General features: G+C 39.3%; 19 protein-coding genes, 1 other RNA gene and 2 pseudogenes. 2 read left to right on the plus strand and 20 right to left on the minus strand.

The genetic code is table 11. The annotated features are described in order from the left end of the window. Positions 1-30: 30 nt before the first annotated feature. The 5 genes from NXS10_RS06010 to tgt all read right to left on the minus strand — a co-directional run bounded on the left by NXS10_RS06010 (position 31) and on the right by tgt (position 4,245). Entirely contained in the window at positions 31-1,380 is a 1,350-nt protein-coding gene (locus NXS10_RS06010; protein WP_259138760.1) for a glucose-6-phosphate isomerase, read from the minus strand. Positions 1,381-1,637: 257 nt separating this feature from the next. Then, positions 1,638-1,732, minus strand: an RNA gene (gene ffs / locus NXS10_RS06015) — signal recognition particle sRNA small type. Between the two features lie 27 nt (positions 1,733-1,759). Next, the gene (tadA, locus tag NXS10_RS06020) at positions 1,760-2,248 is read right to left on the minus strand and encodes a tRNA adenosine(34) deaminase TadA (RefSeq protein WP_259138762.1); all 489 of its coding nucleotides are present in this window, start codon (positions 2,246-2,248) and stop codon (positions 1,760-1,762) included. Beyond that, positions 2,248-3,024: an MBL fold metallo-hydrolase gene (locus NXS10_RS06025; RefSeq protein ID WP_259138764.1), complete on the minus strand. Its 777-nt coding sequence runs from the start codon at positions 3,022-3,024 to the stop codon at positions 2,248-2,250. Before NXS10_RS06025 ends, tadA begins: the two co-directional genes overlap by 1 nt. A 78-nt stretch (positions 3,025-3,102) precedes the next feature. Then, positions 3,103-4,245 carry a tRNA guanosine(34) transglycosylase Tgt gene (tgt, locus tag NXS10_RS06030; RefSeq protein ID WP_259138766.1) on the minus strand — a complete coding sequence of 381 codons (1,143 nt, stop codon included), beginning with the start codon at positions 4,243-4,245 and terminating at the stop codon, positions 3,103-3,105. Positions 4,246-4,388: 143 nt separating this feature from the next. Here tgt and NXS10_RS06035 point away from each other — a divergent pair, with 143 nt between their 5' ends. Further along, a complete protein-coding gene (locus NXS10_RS06035; RefSeq protein ID WP_259138768.1) occupies positions 4,389-5,129 on the plus strand; it encodes a DUF975 family protein in 741 nt (246 codons plus the stop codon). A gap of 205 nt (positions 5,130-5,334) precedes the next feature. Here NXS10_RS06035 and leuS read toward each other — a convergent pair whose 3' ends face one another. From leuS to pbp2a, 7 genes and pseudogenes are all read right to left on the minus strand, one after another. Further along, positions 5,335-7,836 (minus strand): leucine--tRNA ligase, encoded by a 2,502-nt coding sequence (gene leuS, locus NXS10_RS06040; RefSeq protein WP_259138770.1) that lies wholly within the window; start codon positions 7,834-7,836, stop codon positions 5,335-5,337. Between the two features lie 119 nt (positions 7,837-7,955). Beyond that, positions 7,956-8,490: pseudogene (locus NXS10_RS06045) on the minus strand (cylE protein); the annotation flags it as partial. Further along, positions 8,453-8,854 (minus strand): hypothetical protein, encoded by a 402-nt coding sequence (locus tag NXS10_RS06050; RefSeq protein ID WP_259138774.1) that lies wholly within the window; start codon positions 8,852-8,854, stop codon positions 8,453-8,455. The pseudogene NXS10_RS06045 and the gene NXS10_RS06050, both read right to left, overlap by 38 nt. A gap of 265 nt (positions 8,855-9,119) precedes the next feature. Continuing rightward, positions 9,120-9,659: a transcription termination/antitermination protein NusG gene (gene nusG, locus NXS10_RS06055; protein WP_259138777.1), complete on the minus strand. Its 540-nt coding sequence runs from the start codon at positions 9,657-9,659 to the stop codon at positions 9,120-9,122. Positions 9,660-9,777: 118 nt separating this feature from the next. Beyond that, a complete protein-coding gene (gene secE / locus NXS10_RS06060; protein ID WP_259138779.1) occupies positions 9,778-9,957 on the minus strand; it encodes a preprotein translocase subunit SecE in 180 nt (59 codons plus the stop codon). 14 nt (positions 9,958-9,971) lie between these two features. After that, the gene (gene rpmG, locus NXS10_RS06065; RefSeq protein ID WP_259138781.1) at positions 9,972-10,124 is read right to left on the minus strand and encodes a 50S ribosomal protein L33; all 153 of its coding nucleotides are present in this window, start codon (positions 10,122-10,124) and stop codon (positions 9,972-9,974) included. A 49-nt stretch (positions 10,125-10,173) separates the two neighbouring features. Next, a pseudogene (pbp2a, locus tag NXS10_RS06070) lies at positions 10,174-12,291 on the minus strand (penicillin-binding protein PBP2A); the annotation flags it as partial. A gap of 244 nt (positions 12,292-12,535) precedes the next feature. Here pbp2a and NXS10_RS06075 point away from each other — a divergent pair. Then, complete coding sequence (locus tag NXS10_RS06075; RefSeq protein ID WP_259138782.1) at positions 12,536-13,405, plus strand: RluA family pseudouridine synthase; 870 nt, start codon at positions 12,536-12,538, stop codon at positions 13,403-13,405. Positions 13,406-13,442: 37 nt separating this feature from the next. On the opposite strand, the gene NXS10_RS06080 is transcribed toward NXS10_RS06075, so the two are convergent. The 8 genes from NXS10_RS06080 to rpsM all read right to left on the minus strand — a co-directional run bounded on the left by NXS10_RS06080 (position 13,443) and on the right by rpsM (position 18,891). Then, entirely contained in the window at positions 13,443-14,309 is an 867-nt protein-coding gene (locus NXS10_RS06080; RefSeq protein ID WP_259138783.1) for a cysteine ABC transporter substrate-binding protein, read from the minus strand. A gap of 11 nt (positions 14,310-14,320) precedes the next feature. Beyond that, entirely contained in the window at positions 14,321-15,076 is a 756-nt protein-coding gene (locus NXS10_RS06085; protein WP_259138785.1) for an amino acid ABC transporter ATP-binding protein, read from the minus strand. Next, the gene (locus tag NXS10_RS06090; RefSeq protein ID WP_259138787.1) at positions 15,077-15,754 is read right to left on the minus strand and encodes an amino acid ABC transporter permease; all 678 of its coding nucleotides are present in this window, start codon (positions 15,752-15,754) and stop codon (positions 15,077-15,079) included. Further along, positions 15,714-16,394 carry an amino acid ABC transporter permease gene (locus NXS10_RS06095; RefSeq protein ID WP_259138789.1) on the minus strand — a complete coding sequence of 227 codons (681 nt, stop codon included), beginning with the start codon at positions 16,392-16,394 and terminating at the stop codon, positions 15,714-15,716. The genes NXS10_RS06090 and NXS10_RS06095 overlap by 41 nt, the downstream gene beginning before the upstream one ends. A 334-nt stretch (positions 16,395-16,728) precedes the next feature. Next, positions 16,729-17,115, minus strand: coding sequence for a 50S ribosomal protein L17 (gene rplQ, locus NXS10_RS06100; RefSeq protein ID WP_259138791.1), 387 nt, complete (start codon positions 17,113-17,115; stop codon positions 16,729-16,731). Between the two features lie 22 nt (positions 17,116-17,137). Next, a complete protein-coding gene (locus NXS10_RS06105) occupies positions 17,138-18,076 on the minus strand; it encodes a DNA-directed RNA polymerase subunit alpha (protein WP_259138793.1) in 939 nt (312 codons plus the stop codon). A 48-nt stretch (positions 18,077-18,124) separates the two neighbouring features. After that, the gene (gene rpsK / locus NXS10_RS06110) at positions 18,125-18,508 is read right to left on the minus strand and encodes a 30S ribosomal protein S11 (protein ID WP_259138795.1); all 384 of its coding nucleotides are present in this window, start codon (positions 18,506-18,508) and stop codon (positions 18,125-18,127) included. A 17-nt stretch (positions 18,509-18,525) separates the two neighbouring features. Beyond that, a complete protein-coding gene (rpsM, locus tag NXS10_RS06115; RefSeq protein ID WP_259138797.1) occupies positions 18,526-18,891 on the minus strand; it encodes a 30S ribosomal protein S13 in 366 nt (121 codons plus the stop codon). Positions 18,892-18,906 lie beyond the last annotated feature (15 nt).

An 18,906-nucleotide genomic window follows, 5' to 3' on the forward strand; every position in this document is an offset into this window, starting at 1 on the left:
ACGGAAGCTCTTATCCATGTTAATGATGAATTAAAGGCGTGCGTTTAACTCTGCTGACAAATCTTCAAATCCTGGTTTACCAAGCAGAGCAAACATATTTTTCTTGTAAGCTTCAACTCCCGGTTGGTCAAATGGATTAACACTATTGAGGTAACCTGAAACTGCAATTGCAAGTTCAAAGAAGTAGATGAGGTAACCTAAAGTAAACTCATCTTGCTCTGGAATAGTGATAAATGTATTTGGCACACCACCATCTGTGTGAGCAAGAAGTACGCCATCTGTCGCTTTTTTATTGACAAAGTCAACGTCTCTTCCTTGTAGATAACCTAATCCATCAAGATCTTCGTCAAGCTCAGGAATAACCACATTCTTACGTGGTTTTGCAACACGAACAACAGTCTCAAATAGATTACGTGTCCCTTCCTGGATGAATTGCCCTAGTGAATGAAGGTCTGTTGAGAAATTAGCTGAGGTTGGATAGATGCCTTTTTGATCCTTGCCCTCTGACTCACCTGCTAATTGTTTCCACCATTCTGCAAAATATTGAAGAGATGGCTCATAGTTAGCAAAGATTTCAGTAGTATAGCCTTTGCGGTACAGAGCGTTACGGACAGCGGCATATTGATAAGCGATGTTTTCGGAAATCTTATCTGAAGACAAGTCTTTACGAGCAGCGTTAGCTCCTGCCATCAATTGACTCAAATCAGCACCAGAAGCTGCAATTGGCAAAAGACCCACGGCAGTAAGCACTGAGAAACGTCCACCAACGTTATCTGGAACAACAAATGTTTCCCAGTTGTTAGCATCGGCTTCCACTTTAACAGCTCCTTTCACACGGTCAGTTGTTGCATAAATACGTTTATTGGCTTCTTCTTGACCATATTTCTTAACCAAAAGTTCTTTGAAAACACGAAAAGCGATAGCTGGTTCTGTCGTTGTTCCTGATTTTGAGATAACATTGACAGAAAACTCTTTATCTTGAACATACTCAACGAGATCTGCTAGGTAAGTAGAAGAGATAGAATTTCCAGCATAAAGAATTTGTGGAGCTTTACGTTTGTCAGTTGTTTGAAGGTTTGCAAAGTGATTATTTAAAAAATCAATCGCAGCCTTAGCACCAAGATAAGATCCACCAATACCAATAACCACCAACACTTCACTATCTGATTTAATCTTTTTAGCAGCTTCTAAAATACGTGAAAATTCTTCTTTATCATAATTTTCTGGAAGATCAAGCCATCCTAAAAAGTCTGCACCAGGTCCCGTACCACTACGAAGCATACTATCTGCAATACTTATTTGTGGTTGGAAATACTCAACCTCATGAGCAGCGACAAACTTATCCAGTACTTTTGAATAATCAAATGAAATATGTGACATCATATTCTCCTTACAAATAAAAAACAATTCTCTTTTTATCTTACTCTTTTTCAGCTTTTTTTTCAATGGTTTTGCTATGCTTTTTCTAGAGAAAATAAACCGTTACCATTCAGAAAATAGCATTGTAAAAATAAAAACAAGATTTCATCAAAATAACTGTAGTTTCTCCAATTTTCCTTAAAATTTTGGGATTGGTACATGCCGTGCAACAATGCCACTTCACTTTTTAACTCGAAATAAATAAGACAATACTTTTGAAGATATAAAAAAGAGCACACGCTCTACACCGCTTAGGGCTGCTGGATTCCTCCCCTGACCCACTTCACGTAAGACCGTTGCTCCACTTTTATTATAGCATAAATGTAACATAATGCAAATATTATTTTTTAGGTGTCTTTTGGAGCGCTCTTTTTTGCTTGAAAAACGTCTGTAAAAGAGTCGCACACTCCTTTTCTAAAATACCACTTTCTACTCGCACACGGTGGTTGAGACGCTCATCCGTCAAAATCTGATAAAGGCTACTAGTCCCACCAAACTTTTTATTTCTAGCACCATAGACAACTTGTGGAATGCGAGCAAGACCAATAGCTCCACTACACATGACACAAGGCTCAATCGTCACAAAAAGAGTCGTATCTAACAGTCGCCAATTGCCCTCAAGGGCATTAGCTTGATTGATTGCCATGATTTCAGCGTGTAAAATAGCTCGTTGCTTTTCCTCGCGAGCATTGTGTCCACGTCCGATAATAGCATCATTTTTGACAATCACGCAACCAATAGGAATTTCGTTTTTTTCAAGTGATTTCTGAGCCTCAAGGAGTGCCTGACTCATATAGTAATTTTTTTGCTCTTCTGAAAATATCGCCATTAGAGTGCACCTAAATCCCACGATTTATGTGGGCTAGCAAGGTCAACTGGAATGCCCTTGCTGTGGTGTTTGGCCTGCTCTCTTAGCACTTCTAGGTAGTTCTCTTCTGGGATGCCTCTAGCTGGAAATTGTGGAACATGGGTGAGTACTAGCTTTTTCACTTTCGCTTTGCTAGCAATCTCACCAGCTTCTTTTGAAGTGAGATGAGCCGGATGATTTTCATTGCCTTCAAAAAGATAAACGTCCGCTAAGAACAAGTCAGCACCCTTAGTAAAAGACGCTAGCTTATCAAAATAGCCTGTATCTCCTGTAAAGACTAAAATCTGCCCTGTCTCACGCTCTACGATACGCATAGCATAACAGACAACTGGATGCACTGTTTTGATAAAGGTAATATCAAAAGGTCCAATTTGCTCAACACCATCTGTATGATAGGCTATCCCCTTTGCTACGCTAGGTAAGGACAGCTTTGAAAACTCGTATCTATCCTCATCATGTCCATAAACAGGAAGCACCTTTGAGTTCCAGAGATGCTTTGGATAGAGCTGACGATAATGAAAAAGCACACCCAAATCTGCTACATGATCTGGATGATAGTGACTGATAATGACAGCATCCAAATCAAGTGGACTGATTTCTTTTTCTAACTCGTTGACCGCACGGCTCCCTACATCCATGAGCAACTGAAAGCCATTCTCAGCAGTGATGAGGTAGCTAGTCGTACCAGCATTCTTGTACGGATAACCTCCCCAACAACCGATTGTTGTTAATTTCATAAGAACACCTTCCTTTATTTGAGATACTTCAATTATAGCAAATTATTGTAAAACTGCCTTGGATAGAAAAATATCCAATTAGAAATTACGTTTTGAATGATTGTAACCATAACGCTCAACAAAATCTTCACGAAACTCTAATAGGTTGTCATCCATGATAGCTTGACGCACATTTTTCATAAGATTAACCAAGAAGTAAAGATTATGATAGCTAGTAAGACGTAAGCCAAAGGTTTCATCTGCCTTGATAAGGTGGCGAATATATGCTCTGCTATAATTTTGGCAGGTATAACAGTCACAATTAGGATCAAGTGGACTAAAATCTTCAGCATATTGAGCATTTTTCACCACGAGACGCCCCATGCTAGTCATACAGGTACCGTTTCGTGCAATACGGGTCGGCAACACGCAGTCAAACATATCTATCCCACGGATAACACCATCAATAAGACTATCCGGCGCTCCAACACCCATTAGATAACGTGGTTTATTTTGTGGCAACATGGGTACTGTAAAGTTAAGCACTGCATTCATCTCCGCATGTGACTCTCCGACAGCAAGACCGCCTATAGAGTATCCTGGAAAGTCCATCGAAACAAGATCTTTTGCTGACTGACGTCTAAGATCCTCAAAGCCAGCTCCTTGAACGATGCCAAAAAGCCCTTGTTCATGTGGACGACGGTGAGCTTTTAATCCACGTTCCGCCCATCGACTAGTACGCTCAATGGACTTCTTGACATAATCATAGGGCTGGTAAAACTGTGGGCATTCATCAAAACTCATCATAATGTCCGGACCGAGATTGTTTTGGATAGCGATAGCTTTTTCAGGAGATAAAAACATCTTGGCACCATTGAGATGGTTTTTAAAAGTCACCCCCTCTTCGCTAATATTACGATTTTCTGCTAAGGAATAGACCTGAAACCCTCCACTGTCTGTTAAAATTGCTTGATCCCAGTTCATAAACTTGTGCAGTCCTCCTGCACGCTCAATCAACTCATCGCCAGGACGTAGCCATAAGTGGTAAGTATTTGCTAAAATGATGCCACTGCCCATCTCCTTAAGCTCTTCGGGAGATTGTGTTTTGACGGTTGCTTGCGTACCGACTGGCATAAACATGGGGGTTTTAAATGTGCCATGCGGTGTGATAATCTCTCCCAAACGAGCTCCTGTATGTTTTTCTTGTTTAATCAAGCGGTATTTGATTGGATATTCTGTCACTACTTTTCTCCATATATTTCAACTCATGTCAAAGTTATAATAACCTTATTGATTGTACCAAAAAAAAAAGAGCTTGTCATGAGAGATTCGCTATACGGTAAAATATGGTATAATAAATCCAATCACATAGTAAGGGGAAACTTATGCGTACTTCTGAGATCAAAACTACTGCAAAACACCTCATTGCAAATACCAAGGGGAGCTATGCTCTATATGCTGTTTCTATTATGCTACTCTATGCTTCGCTCTTGCCTAATTTTGCACCAAGTAAGACGAGTATAACCTTTAATATCATGAGTCTTTTGATTAGTATTCTGACCTTGCTTTTTACTCTATCTGCTAACTTCACCATGCTTTTAGTAACTAGACAACAAAAACAAACCGTTCAATTTTGGGATAATCAATTGGCATTTTCAAAAATTTACATCTGGCGACTGATACGCATCCACATCCTAAAAGGGATTTTTTTAGCACTTTTACTAGGGATATCCTTCTTGGGAGTTAGCATCATCTATCTGGGCAAATATCTACTGACCATCGACACCATCAGCTACTATCCTATTGGCTTTATCCTACTAGGAAGTGTAATTAGCCTGTGGGGTTTTGCTACCGTAATTCGCTACTACTTTGCTTATCGCATGTCAGCCTATATTGCTTTTGATATGATTAACCGTGATTCTGACCATTATCCAAGTACACTAACAATTATCAAAAAAAGTATCACTCTTATGAAAGGATATAAGTGGAAACTCTTTCTTCTTGATTTGAGTTTTATCGTCTGGTATCTAATCGTTTTGATGACTTTTGGTTTAGCCTATATTTACCTTTTTCCCTACATAAACGTTAGCGAAATTATCTTTTATGAAAAGCTAGATAGCCACTAATCCTAGTGGTTTTTATATTTCCCTATCTTTTCCTGTGATAAACATCGTAAAAGTCACTTCTATTAAGAAAGTTTCAGTTTGATGGTGAGTAGTTGTCTCTACAATTGGTTACACATATCAAAAAATAAGCACCCTATACATGACCATAATAATTCAACGACTGATAAATAAGATAAGCAAAAAAGTTGGCACTGCCAACTTTTCATTATTTCACAACAATATTTACAAGTTTGTTAGGTACCACAATCACTTTGACAATGTCCTTCCCAGCGAGTTCTGTTTGGATTTTGTCGTTAGCAAGAGCTAATTTTTCAAGTTCTTCACGGCTTGAATTCGTTGGTACAACGAGTTTTGCACGTACTTTACCTTTGATTTGGATAACAATTTCAACATCGTTTTCAACGAGTTTTGCTTCATCCCATGTCGGCCATGCAACATATGAAATGGATTGTCCTGACTGTGTCAATGTTTGCCATAATTCTTCAGAAAGATGTGGAGCAAACGGTGCTAACAATTGGACAAAGCCTTTAGCGTAGTCAGCAAAGAGTTTATCCTCTTTGTTCGCTGCATTGACAAAAACCATCAATTGCGCAATGGCTATGTTAAATTTCATGGCTTCAAGTTGTTCGGTAACAGCTTTGACAGTTTCATTGTAAACTTTATCCAAATTGCCATTGTTTTCTGTAACAATTTCTTTTGTTGTCAACAAGCGATAGACACGATCGAGGAATTTACGCGATCCTTCAAGACCCTCTTCAGACCATGCGATTGAAGCATCAAGTGGCCCCATGAACATTTCGTATACACGAAGTGTGTCTGCACCATAACGTTCAACCACATCGTCAGGATTAACAACGTTTTTAAGTGATTTAGACATTTTCGCTGGTGCTTGTTCAAGTTCTTCGCCAGTTTCAATGTTGAAAAATGAACCATCACGTTTTTCAACTTTATCAGTTGCTACAAGCGCACCACGGTGATCACGGTAGCTTGTTCCCAAAATCATACCTTGGTTAAAGAGTTTTTGGAATGGTTCTTTGGTTGGAACGACACCTAAATCATAAAGGAATTTATGCCAGAAACGAGCGTAAAGAAGGTGAAGCACAGCGTGTTCTGCACCACCAATGTAAATATCAACTGGTAACCATTGTTTCAACAATTCTTCATCAGCTAACTTTTCATCGTTGTGTGGATCGATATAGCGTAGAAAGTACCAGCTTGAACCAGCCCATTGTGGCATTGTGTTTGTTTCTCGACGACCTTTAACACCATCTTCACGTGTCACTTCAAGCCAATCTGTCAAGTTAGCCAGTGGTGATTCACCCGTACCTGAAGGTTTGATATCTTTAGTTACTGGTAAGACAAGTGGCAATTGATCTTTGGAGACAGCTGTTGTTGTACCGTCTTCCCAATGAATGATTGGGATTGGTTCGCCCCAATAACGTTGACGTGAAAAGAGCCAATCACGAAGACGGTAAGTTATTTTCTTGTTACCAACGCCTTCTGCTTCAAGCCATTCAACCATTTTATCAATAGCTTGCGCTTTATCAAGACCATCTAGGAAACCAGAGTTAATATGAAGTCCATCTTCTGTGTAAGCTTCTTCTTCAACATTTCCACCTTCAAGAACTGGAATGATTTCTAAGTTGAATTGTTTTGCAAATTCCCAGTCACGTGTATCATGGGCAGGAACCGCCATGATAGCTCCAGTACCATAGCTGGCAAGAACATAATCAGCAATCCAGACTGGAATTTTTTTACCATTTACTGGATTAATAGCGTAACTACCAGTCCAAACACCTGTCTTTTCTTTAGCAAGGTCTGTACGAGCAAGGTCAGACTTAAGACTCGCTTGATGTTTGTAGTCAGTAACAGCTTGCACTTGTTCAGGTGTTGTAATAGCTTCAACAAGTGGGTGTTCAGGCGCTAAGACAGCATAAGTCGCACCAAAGAGGGTATCTGGACGTGTTGTAAAGATTGTAAAATCTTTATCAGTACCCGCTACCTTGAAAGTAACATTGGCACCGACTGATTTACCAATCCAGTTACGTTGCATATCTTTGATGGACTCTGGCCAATCAAGATCTTCTAAATCTTCGAGCAAACGTTCAGCATAAGCCGTGATTTTAAGCATCCATTGGCGCATTGGTTTACGAACAACTGGGTAACCACCACGTTCAGAGGTTCCGTCAGGAAGTACTTCTTCGTTGGCGATAGCTGTCCCTAATTCTTCAACCCAGTTAACGGGCACTTCAGCTTCGTATGCCAAGCCTTTTTCGTATAATTTCGTGAAAATCCACTGAGTCCATTTATAATAATTAGGATCAGTTGTGTTCACTTCACGATCCCAGTCATATGAGAAACCAAGTGAGTTGATTTGGCGTTTGAAGTTTGCAATATTTTTGGCTGTAAATTCTGCTGGATCATTACCAGTATCCATTGCGTATTGTTCTGCTGGAAGTCCGAAAGCATCCCATCCCATTGGGTGAAGAACGTTGTAACCTTGAGCACGTTTGAAACGGCTAAGAATATCAGTCGCAGTGTATCCTTCTGGGTGACCTACGTGCAAACCAGCACCAGATGGGTAAGGAAACATATCTAGCGCATAAAAGTTAGGCTTTGTGCTGTCTGTTCCTGTTTTAAAAGTATGATTATCCGCCCAAAAAGCTTGCCATTTTTTTTCAATTTCTTTATGATTATAAGCTACCATGTTATTCTCCATGTTCTTAGTGTTGGTTACTATTATACCACGAAAAGAATTAAAAAAAAGCGAAATCACAAGAAATTTCATGCCTATTCTCAGTTGAGTAAGAAGAAATTTAAGCCAAACAAAAAATCAGCCTGCAGATAATATCGCCCTGCTTCCTGTACAATCTCTAACTGAAACAATGCCACTTTTTAAAAATAAGGAAGCCTCGCTAAGACTTGCACTTTAAAAGACAATTCCTCTTTTGAAATCTGTTTCCAAATAAAGGTTTCCCTTCGAGTCCTCAATTTTCTCTAAAATCTCAAAAGTCGATAAATCATATGTCTTGCCATGATAATCTGACAAATAAAAAGTTTTTATCACTTTTGGCAAATTGCTACACAACAATCGACAATGTAAAATATCTTCATAGGTCTGACTATATTCTCGAAAACTATTCAAACGTGACAAAGAAAGCGACGGCTTGTTGTATTTGCTGATTTCGGTAAAAAGATTCGAAAATCCAAGCTGAGCAATCTGTTCTAAAATCGTCCAATAGAGATACGAAATCGCCTGACCACCACGATTTTCCAAATCAATCAGCAAAAAAACACTAAAACGACTATCTGCATCCAAGCACTCATGTGTAATAAATTTGAAGAAAGCTGACGTTCCAATTCACTTCCCATTTTGACGCAATAGAAAAAATGGGGGGTACTTCCTTTTCCCTCAGCAAGTTAAAATAAGCCACTTCTAAGTTAGGATAAGCTGCGTTAAAGCAATCAATAATAGATTTATCTTTATTATCTGAAATGATTTTCATTATCTCATCAACCGTAACATCTCTAAAGATAATTTCACTTTCAGTTATGACGTCACTCTTTATCACAAATGACGATACATCAAGGGAAGCAACCGAATACCCTTCTTTAACTCGCAATTGCAAATTAGTTGTCGAATGTTCCTTGATAAATCCATCAATATCTCCCAAATAATAAAGTTTACCAGCGATTAAAACATTTAAGACGTCACGCGCTGCCATTCTTCAAATACCAAATCAATATCTTTTTAACGCCTCAAAAGAGCCATATTTTTTCGGATATTTTGTAATCTAATCTCCATTTTCAGACACCAGCATCCTTTCTGAAGCCACTTCTTGCTTATTTTTGTCTTGTAATATTCTGAGTATAGCAGATAAATGAAAAGAGATAGTTCGATAGTGGATATGCTTTAAAATGACATCGTTTTTAAAAACAAAAAGATACCCCTAAACTCAAGTAGTTTAGAGGCGTCCTTAATAAGAATGATTACAATTCAGCGATTTGGTAAAGTTCCACTTCAGCTTGTGTTTCGGTTCCGAACATGTTAATCATCAATTTAACCTTATTTCCATCCATTTCAACAACACGTCCTTCTTGACCAGTAAAAGCACCATCAACAATTTGTACCACATCTCCTGCTTTGATATTGGTATCTAAAATGTCAACAGTTTGTCCCATTGAGATGAGAATAGAGCGAATTTCTTCTTCCAAAAGTGGCGTTGGTTTTGAACGGTTACCGTGTGAACCGACAAATCCTGTAACATTTGGTGTGTTACGCACGACAAACCAAGCTTCATCTGTCATCACCATCTCGACCAAGACATACCCTGGAAAACGATTTTCTTCAACTTCTTTAACCTCACCGTTTTTTTCCACATTGACTGTCTGGGTCGGAATTTCTACACGCAAGATGTTATCCATCATATTATACGTTTGCGCACGTTGGAGGAGATTTTCCTTGACTTTATTTTCATATCCTGAGTAGGTTTGTAACACAAACCATCCTTTATCAAAACTATCTAACATACTGTATCCTTTCCCTACTAAAAAAGCCTAGACGGCTAGCTCTCTTTTTATTATAGTAAAACTCCTCTTTCTTGTCAATGACAAAAAAACTACAGCTTACAAACTGTAGTTTTACTCATTACCTAAAAAATTCGAGTAACTTCATCAATCCTAACTGTAAAATCTTATCAAAAATGTAGATAATAACTGCAAAAAAAGCAGTGTATTCCAAGATAGCGATAAAATCTGTCCAACGTTGCTTACGACCTGGCCAAGTCGTATCACGCAAAACTCTAAAAGTTCCTGTAATAAACTTCACGATTGTCCTCCTAACTAGCGTGTCTCCTTGTGTAAGGTATAGTTTTTACAATGTTTGCAAAACTTATTAACTTCTAGTCGTGTAGGTCTGGGATTGCTACTAATTGCAATTGAATAGTTACGACTGCCACAATCAACACACGCTAGACTCGCTTTTTTCTGTACCATGATACCTCCCGTATGTGTTATTTTATCATGAAATAGCAAAGTTGGCAAGTTATCTAAATAAATCTACAACACTATCCCATATATTTTTAGCTTTTTCACCTAGATTAGCATCTTCAACAGCCTTGGTAATAGACTCTGCTGCATCGCTTGCAGAATCTTTGATACTATCAATGATAGACTGGGACTGACTGTTATTATCAGAACTCGTATCGTTACTACTATAGGTTGATGCGATACCATTTTCAGTGTAAGCATTGGTCACATCAAAGATGGTTCCTTTCGTATAAGGCAAAATATACGAAGCTTGTGTACTAAAGATGGTCGATGCGGTTCCTGAGCTAGAGTCTGATAAATAGTGATTTTCATCAGTTTTGTTAAAACCTAGCCATTGACTAATAACAACATCTGGAGTATAACCAATCACCCATTGGTCATTGGTAAGTTCAGCATTAAAGTCTGTCTCCGTTGTTCCTGTCTTACCTGCCAAAGTATAGCCATAAACATTAGCGTTCACTCCTGTTCCATTTGAGAATGTTCCAAGCATCATACTGGTCATTTTATTAGCAACGGATCGACTGATGATACGCTTAGCATTGTCTGTGAATTTCTTGACTACTTCACCACTTGCCGTCTCAATCCGAGAAATCAAGTGCGCTTTGTGCATAACACCACCATTTGCAAAAGTAGAATAAGCCTGAGCCATTTCAAGAGGATTGGTCGTGACACCACCACCAAGTGCGACACCTAACTCCTTTTTAGTGTTAGTCATATTTAAACCAAACTTAGTACCATAAGTAAAAGCTTTATTGATACCCAGTTTGTTAAGCGTGTAAACCGCTGGAATGTTATAAGAATTAGCAAGTGCTTGATACATTGGCACATCTTCACTTTCATAATTGCCATAATTATGTGGTTGATAGCCATTAAAGTTCATTAACTGATTAGGAAGATCCGTCTCAATCGACCAACCAGAAGCCACAGCTGGAGTATAAACCACCAAAGGCTTGATGGTCGATCCTGGGCTTCTCTCAGATTGTGTCGCATAGTTAAAACTTCTAAAGGTAGCATTCTCCGTACTATTCACACGTCCCACTAAACCACGGACGCCACCTGTCTTTGGATCTAGAGCTACACTAGCAGATTCTGCAGAGGTGTTGTCATAATAAGAAACAGGGAACAAACTCGTGTCTGCATAGGTCGTCTGCATACCTGTCTGATAGTTTTGATCCAACTCAGTATAAATCTTGTAACCGTTATTGACAATGTCCTTTTCAGATAAGCCATAAGTGCTGATAGCTTCATTGATAACCGCATCAAAGTAAGATGGGTATTTGTAATCATCGGATTTGCTAACATATGTATCGTTCAGACGATTGCCCATGCCAACTGCCATCGCCTCTTTTGCTTGACTTTTGCTGATTTTTCCAGCATTTTCCATAGCATAGAGAACCGTATTTCTGCGATTGGTTGCGTTTTTGATGGAGTAGTAAGGATTATACACCTCTGGTCCCTTAAGCATTCCAGCGAGTGTCGCTGCTTCATCCAGAGTCAGATTCGCTGCGCTTGTCCCAAAATACTTTTGACTAGCATCTTCAACACCCCATACACCATTTCCAAAATAAGAGTTGTTCAAGTACATGGTCAATATTTCCTTCTTGCTGTACTTTTTCGTCAACTCTAGAGCTAAAAAAAATTCTCTTGCTTTCCGTTTAATCGTCTGATCCTGCGTTAGGTAAGCATTTTTTGCTAACTGCTGCGTAATGGTAGAGCCCCCTCCAAAATGCCCAAAGGTCACAACTGCCAGAAGAAAACGTGACAGATTTATTCCATTATTCTGATAAAAAGTGCGATCTTCTGTAGCAATGACAGCATTTTCTAAATCATCTGAAATAGCATCCAACTCCACATAAGTACCCTTTTGCCCTGAGAGACTACCTGCGTACGCATTATTTTTATCATAGATTTGTGTCGTTGCTTTAAGTGCATTTTGTAAGTCTGAGACCTTAGCTGTCTTTGATAGATAAAAAAGATAAGAACCTGTCGCTAACACAAGGATAGACAGGATAATCAGCATAATCTTTCCAATGTTGTAGCGTCGCCAAATACGCCTTACCAGACTTTCAGGAGAAGGCACTAACTGTAAAAGCACTTTAAGCCACTTTGGTCTTATTTTTTCACTCTCTTTGTGAGCACGACTACGTTGATACACCGACTGGCGCTCTACTTGATTCTCCTCTACCTTTGGTGCAACATTCTCTCTAACGTTACTTTTTGTGTAAAACGATAATTGCTTGACCTTATCCAAGGCCTTTCTCAAAGATTCAAGTAATTTCATATCGTTATTGTACCAAAAAAAACTTAAACTATAGCAGAAAAACCTCATTTCCAAGCCAGCATGGTATAATAATCCTATGGTATTTCAAGTAACTTTTCAAAATCCTTATCCAAAATTAAGCATAAAAGCATTGCTTGAAGAGAAATTACTCATCCCTAGGAAAATTCGCCACTTTTTACGCATCAAAAAGCATGTCCTCATCAACGGTCATCTTATTCATTGGCAAAATAAGGTTGAACAGGGAGATAGTATCACTCTGATATTTGATGATGAGGATTATCCAAAGAAAACTATCCTATCAGGCAATAAAAAGTTAGTCTATCCTATATACGAAGATGAGCACCTTATCGTTGTCAATAAACCTGAAGGTATGAAAACCCATGCCAATCAGCCCAATGAACTTGCACTTCTCAACCATGTCTCAGCCTATGTTGGACACACTTGTTATATTGTGCATCGCCTTGATAAAGAGACCAGTGGTCTTGTCCTCTTTGCAAAGAACCCTTTTATTCTACCTATTATCAATCGTATGTTAGAAACAAAAGTTATCAAGCGCTACTACTGGGCGCTCGTTGAGGGAGCATCCTTTCCTAAAATTATCACCTATAAAGATAAAATCGGACGACATCGCCATGATCGTAGAAAACGAGTTATTGATAATAAACATGGACAAAAAGCTATTACCCACCTAAAACGCATCAAAAGCTATCCCAAAGCTCAACTTTTACAATGTCAACTAGATACTGGAAGAACACATCAGATACGCGTGCACCTCTCCTATCATAAACACCCCATTATCGGAGATCCTCTCTACCATTCCCATCCTAAAGGACGTCTCATGCTCCACGCTTATCAGCTGACACTGACACATCCTTTGACTGGAAAAAATCTTACTCTTTATGCAACATCTGATAGCTTTAAAAAATGCCTAAACACCCAAGTTTAAAAGTGTTTAGACATTTTTGTGATATTTTCTTAAAGAACTATTTTTTTACTTGACCTCCTTCGACTACAATCTCATCTGGCTTAGCACTGTCACCATAGATAGGTTTGAGAGTTTCATCAAAGTCTTTGTGGAAAAAGTTTTCTTTACCAAGTTTTTTAATTGTTTTATTAATGAAGCTACGTAATTCTTTGTTGCCCTTTTGAACTGCAGGAGCGATAGTTTCAACATCACCAAGAGAAGTAATTCCCACTTCATAACCCTTATTTTCCAAAGACCAAGCCAGCACTTCTGTGTTATCCGTACTAAAGGCATCACCTCGACCATCAAGAAGAGCAGCATAGGCATCGCTATATTGATCAAATTTGACAAGTTCAATATCTGGATAATGCTTGCTAAAATATGTTTCGGCGGTTGTTCCTTTACTAACGATGAGTTTCTTACCCTTGAGCTGATCAACCTTAGTGATTAACTCTTTTTTAGGGGAAACAACACCTAGAGATACTTTCATGTATGGGAGAGCAAAATCAACCTGTTGGGCTCTCTCCTTAGTAACAGTAAAATTGGCGAGAATAATGTCTACCTTTCCTGAAACTAAATATTCCGCCCGACTAGCTGCATCAACGGGAACGTACTTGACCTTGACTCCCAACTCTTTACCAAGCTGATTACCAAAATAAACATCATAGCCTTGGTAATCACCATTTTCATCGACATAGCCAAAGGGTTTCTTATCGCTAAATACACCGATAGTAACTTTACCGCTTTTCTTGATTTCCTCAAGACTACGAGCAGTTCCTGAAGCTTGGCTGGTATTGTCATTAGAGCTCTGCTGACTACAAGCTCCGAGGAGGACAGCAAAGAGAAGGACGCTTAAAAATGTAGTGATTTTGTGCAATGTTTTCATAAATTTCTCCTTTATTGGTAGCTGGGAGCAGTGTAGTGAAAGGTAGATAGGAACTTCCGCACACGCTCACTCTTGGTTTTGGTAAAAAATTGTTCCGTCGTATCTTCTTCAAGAACTTTGCCTTGATCCATAAAGATAATGCGATCTGCGACCTCACGAGCAAAACTCAGTTCATGGGTCACGATAATCATAGTCCGCTCTTCTTGGGCTAAATCGGTCATCAAATCCAGCACTTCCTTGACCATCTCAGGATCTAAAGAAGCCGTCACCTCATCAAAAAGGAGAATTTCAGGATTCATGAGAATAGCACGAATGATGGCGACCCGTTGCTTTTGTCCACCCGAGAGTTGGCGGATAAAATGCTTTTTATAATCAAGCAGACCAACTCGCTCAAGCAGATTTTCTGCCTCTCTGATGACAGCTTCTCTCTTGCGTTTTTGCACCTTGACAGGAGCTAGAATTAGATTTTCTAGAACATTGAGATGGGGAAAAAGCTCGTAATTTTGAAAAACCATGCCAATTTTCTGGCGAAGTGAGGTCAAATCATTCTTTTTCTCATGAACGGCTTGTTCGTGGAAATAAATCTGTCCCTGATTAATATTTTCAAGACCGTTGATGGTGCGAAGTAGAGTCGATTTCCCACAACCCGAAGATCCGAGAATAACTAGGATTTCGCCTTTTTTCACTTCAAAGGAAATTCCTTTCAGAATCGGACGTTCTCCAAAAGATTTTTCGATATTGTCTAAACGTAAAATACTTGCTGACATTTAATCCCTCCAATGTGTTTCAAGATAGCTGGCAAGCTTGGAAATAGGAAAGCAGATAGCGAAATAGAGTAAAAAAATTGTTCCATAAACAGCAAAGGCAGCCTTAGGAATAGCTAAGCGATTGCTCTCGATAATCTGCTGTCCTACCTTGACCATTTCGACTACACCAATCAAGACAACCAAAGAGGTGGTCTTAATCATACGAGTGATGAGGTTAATCATCTGGGGTAGAAGTCTTCGAAAGACTTGAGGCAATATAATGTAGCGGTAGAGCTGGTTTTTGGAAAGACCCAGAGCCAAACCACTTTCAGACTGGTGCGGGGGCAAGGAGTGAATGGCTGCCTGCACCAAATCGCCCATTTCCGCAATGCCCCAGAGGGAAAAGACGATAATCGAGGCAGTCCAGCCCGAGAGGTTGATGTGAAGAGTTTTGGATAGTCCAAAATAAACCAGAAAGAGCAAAACCAACTGAGGCATAATTCGGATAAATTCCAAATAAAGATGACCTATTGTCCGCACCAATATTCCCCCCCTCGTCAGCCAAATACCCCAGATTAATCCGAGAACAAGAGAAATGAGAACCGATAGGAAAGCGATACCTATGGTAACTCCTGCCCCTTGCAAAAGTCTAAAGAAGTTATTTCCTTGCGAGAATACTTGAAGACCCAAATCCGGCATAGCGACTTCTCCTTTCTAACCAGTGAAATAGGAGGGAAATAGGTAAGAGTATGAGCAGGTAAGCAAAGACCAAGAGCAATAGAGCCTCGTCTGTTTCATAGTAAAGACCAATCAAATCCTTTGCCACATACATGAGGTCGGCAAGAGCAATAACCGAAAAAACCGAGGTTTCCTTGAGCAAAAAGATGACATTAGCACTAAAAGAAGGGAGGCTAATGGATAGAGCCTGGGGCAAAATGATGTGAAAAAAGATTTGATAGTCCTTAAAACCCAGAGCAAGAGCTGAATCCAGCTGATTTTTTCCCACGGCCTCAAGACCACTGCGAAAGGTTTCCGCCATGTAGGACCCTCCCAGAAAGATTAGCCCAAAGATGGCACAATGTTCTGAAGATAGGGTCAAACCTAGCTTAGGTAAACCAAAATAGAAAAAGAAAAGCTGAATCAAGAGGGGAGTATTACGGGAAATCTCGATATAGATCTGAGCCAATTGAGATAAAATAGGTAGGCGATAGAATCGTACCAAAGCCATGAGTAGCCCCCAAATACTAGCTCCCAAAATTCCAAAAAAAGCTAGACTCGCTGTCTTAATAAGAGCCTCTTGGTAGAGAGGCCAATACCGAATCATAAAATCCCAATTCATGCTGTACCTCCTATCGACGATAGTAAAAGTGTAGCATAAATTTTTCTTCTTGGATAATAGTATTTTTTTATCAATCTGATAAAAGAATACTATTATCAAAAAAGGAGAAAAAGACTACTCCCTCCTTTTAAATTCTTTTAGATAAGAAACAAGAAAAACTTGCTTACGATAAGTTTTAACCCTAAGAACCTATCGTAAACAAGCCTTTCTTGCTTTATTAACATTATGATGAGTGTTCCCACTAAAGGGGTAATCCTTTAGCGGTAGACCAGAGCTAGACTAAGATACCTTTACTGCGATACCCATCATCATAACACTCAACAAAATTGATGATTTAAACTAATTCAATGATAGCCATCGGTGCTGCATCACCACGACGTGGCTCTGTTTTTAGAATACGAGTGTATCCACCATTACGTTCAGTATAACGAGGTGCAATGTCATCAAATAATTTTTGAAGTGCTGTAGTAGCAGTATACTTATCAGTTGCTTCATCATAGTTTTCACTCGCAATTTCGTTACGAACAAATGCTGCTGCTTGACGACGAGCATGCAAATCGCCACGTTTACCAAGAGTAATCATCTTTTCAACTGTTTTACGGATTTCTTTAGCACGAGCTTCAGTTGTAACAATTGATTCGTTGATAATAAGATCAGTTGTCAAATCACGAAGCATTGCTTTACGTTGTGAGCTAGTACGTCCTAGTTTACGGTAAGCCATGAGTTCCTCCTCTTTTTAATTTTTATTTATCATTTTTAAGTCCAAGACCTAATTCAGCCAATTTTACCTTGACTTCTTCAAGACTCTTACGACCAAGGTTACGAACCTTCATCATCTCAGGTTCACTCTTCTCCGTCAAATCAAGTACTGTGTTGATGCCAGCACGTTTGAGACAATTGTAAGAACGAACTGATAAATCAAGTTCTTCGATTGTACGGTCAAGCACTTTCTCATCATTTACTTGATCTGCTTCTTTCATAACTTCAGTTGTTTTAGCAACTTCTGTTAAGTCAGTAAAGAGATTCAAGTGTTCAATAAGGATACGTGCTGAAAGGCCCAGAGCATCTTCAGGAATGATTGTACCATTTGTCATGATTTCAACGGTTAATTTATCAAAACCATCATTGCTTCCGACACGAGCAGGTTCTACTTGATAATTAACTTTTTTGACTGGAGTATAGATAGAATCAACCGCCAAAGTTCCCACTGGAGCATCGTCTTTTTTATTGCCTTCAGCTGGTACATAACCACGGTTTTTTGCCACAGTCATCGTTGCCTTAAGGGAATGACCCTCCGCAATAGTAAAAAGATAATGATTGGGGTTAACAATTTCAATATCACTATCTGTTAAAATATCTCCTGCAGTTACCTCTGCTGGTCCTTTTACATCAAGTTCAATCATCTTTTCGTCTTCGACGTAAGACTTTACAGCAAGCCCTTTTATATTAAGGATAATTTGCATCACATCTTCTCGGACACCTGGGATAGTATCAAACTCGTGTAAAACTCCATCAATTTTGATAGATGTTACTGCTGCACCAGGAAGTGAGGACAGAAGAACACGACGAAGAGAATTTCCCAAGGTTGTCCCATAACCACGCTCAAGTGGCTCGATAACAAATTTGCCGTAATCTTTATTTTCATCAATTTTTGTTATCAATGGTTTTTCAAACTCAATCATTTGGTTGCTCCCTCTTAAACGAAAAGTTGTGTACGACTATTGTTACGATTATACACGACGACGTTTTGGAGGACGAGCACCATTGTGTGGTACAGGTGTTACATCACGAATTGATGTTACTTCAAGACCAGCCGCTGCAAGAGCTCGAATAGCAGATTCACGACCTGAGCCAGGACCTTTTACAGTAACTTCAACTGTTTTAACACCGTGATCTTGTGCTGACTTAGCAGCAGCCTCAGCAGCCATTTGAGCAGCAAATGGTGTAGATTTACGTGAGCCTTTAAAGCCAAGCGCACCAGCTGATGACCACGCAAGAGCATTACCATGCACATCTGTAATCATAACAATTGTGTTATTGAATGTAGCGTGAATATGTGCAACACCAGATTCGATGTTTTTTTTCACACGACGTTTACGTGTTGGTTTAGCCAATTTGTTTACCTCCTATTTTATTTTTTCTTACCAGCAATCGCAACAGCTTTCCCTTTACGAGTGCGAGCATTGTTTTTAGTGTTTTGTCCACGGACAGGAAGTCCACGACGGTGACGGATTCCACGATATGAACCGATTTCCATCAATCGTTTGATATTTAAGTTTACTTCACGACGAAGGTCACCTTCCACTTTTATAGCATCCACTTCACGACGAATCGCATCTTCTTGATCTGATGTCAAATCTTTTACACGGATATCTTCAGATACACCCGCTGCTGCTAAAATCTTTTTAGATGTCGCAAGTCCGATACCATATACATAAGTAAGCGATACAACTACGCGTTTATCGTTTGGAATATCAACTCCAGCAATACGAGCCATGTTTTCTCCTTTCTA

The organism is Streptococcus sciuri, from assembly GCF_024814375.1.
In the GTDB taxonomy this organism is placed as follows: domain Bacteria; phylum Bacillota; class Bacilli; order Lactobacillales; family Streptococcaceae; genus Streptococcus; species Streptococcus sciuri.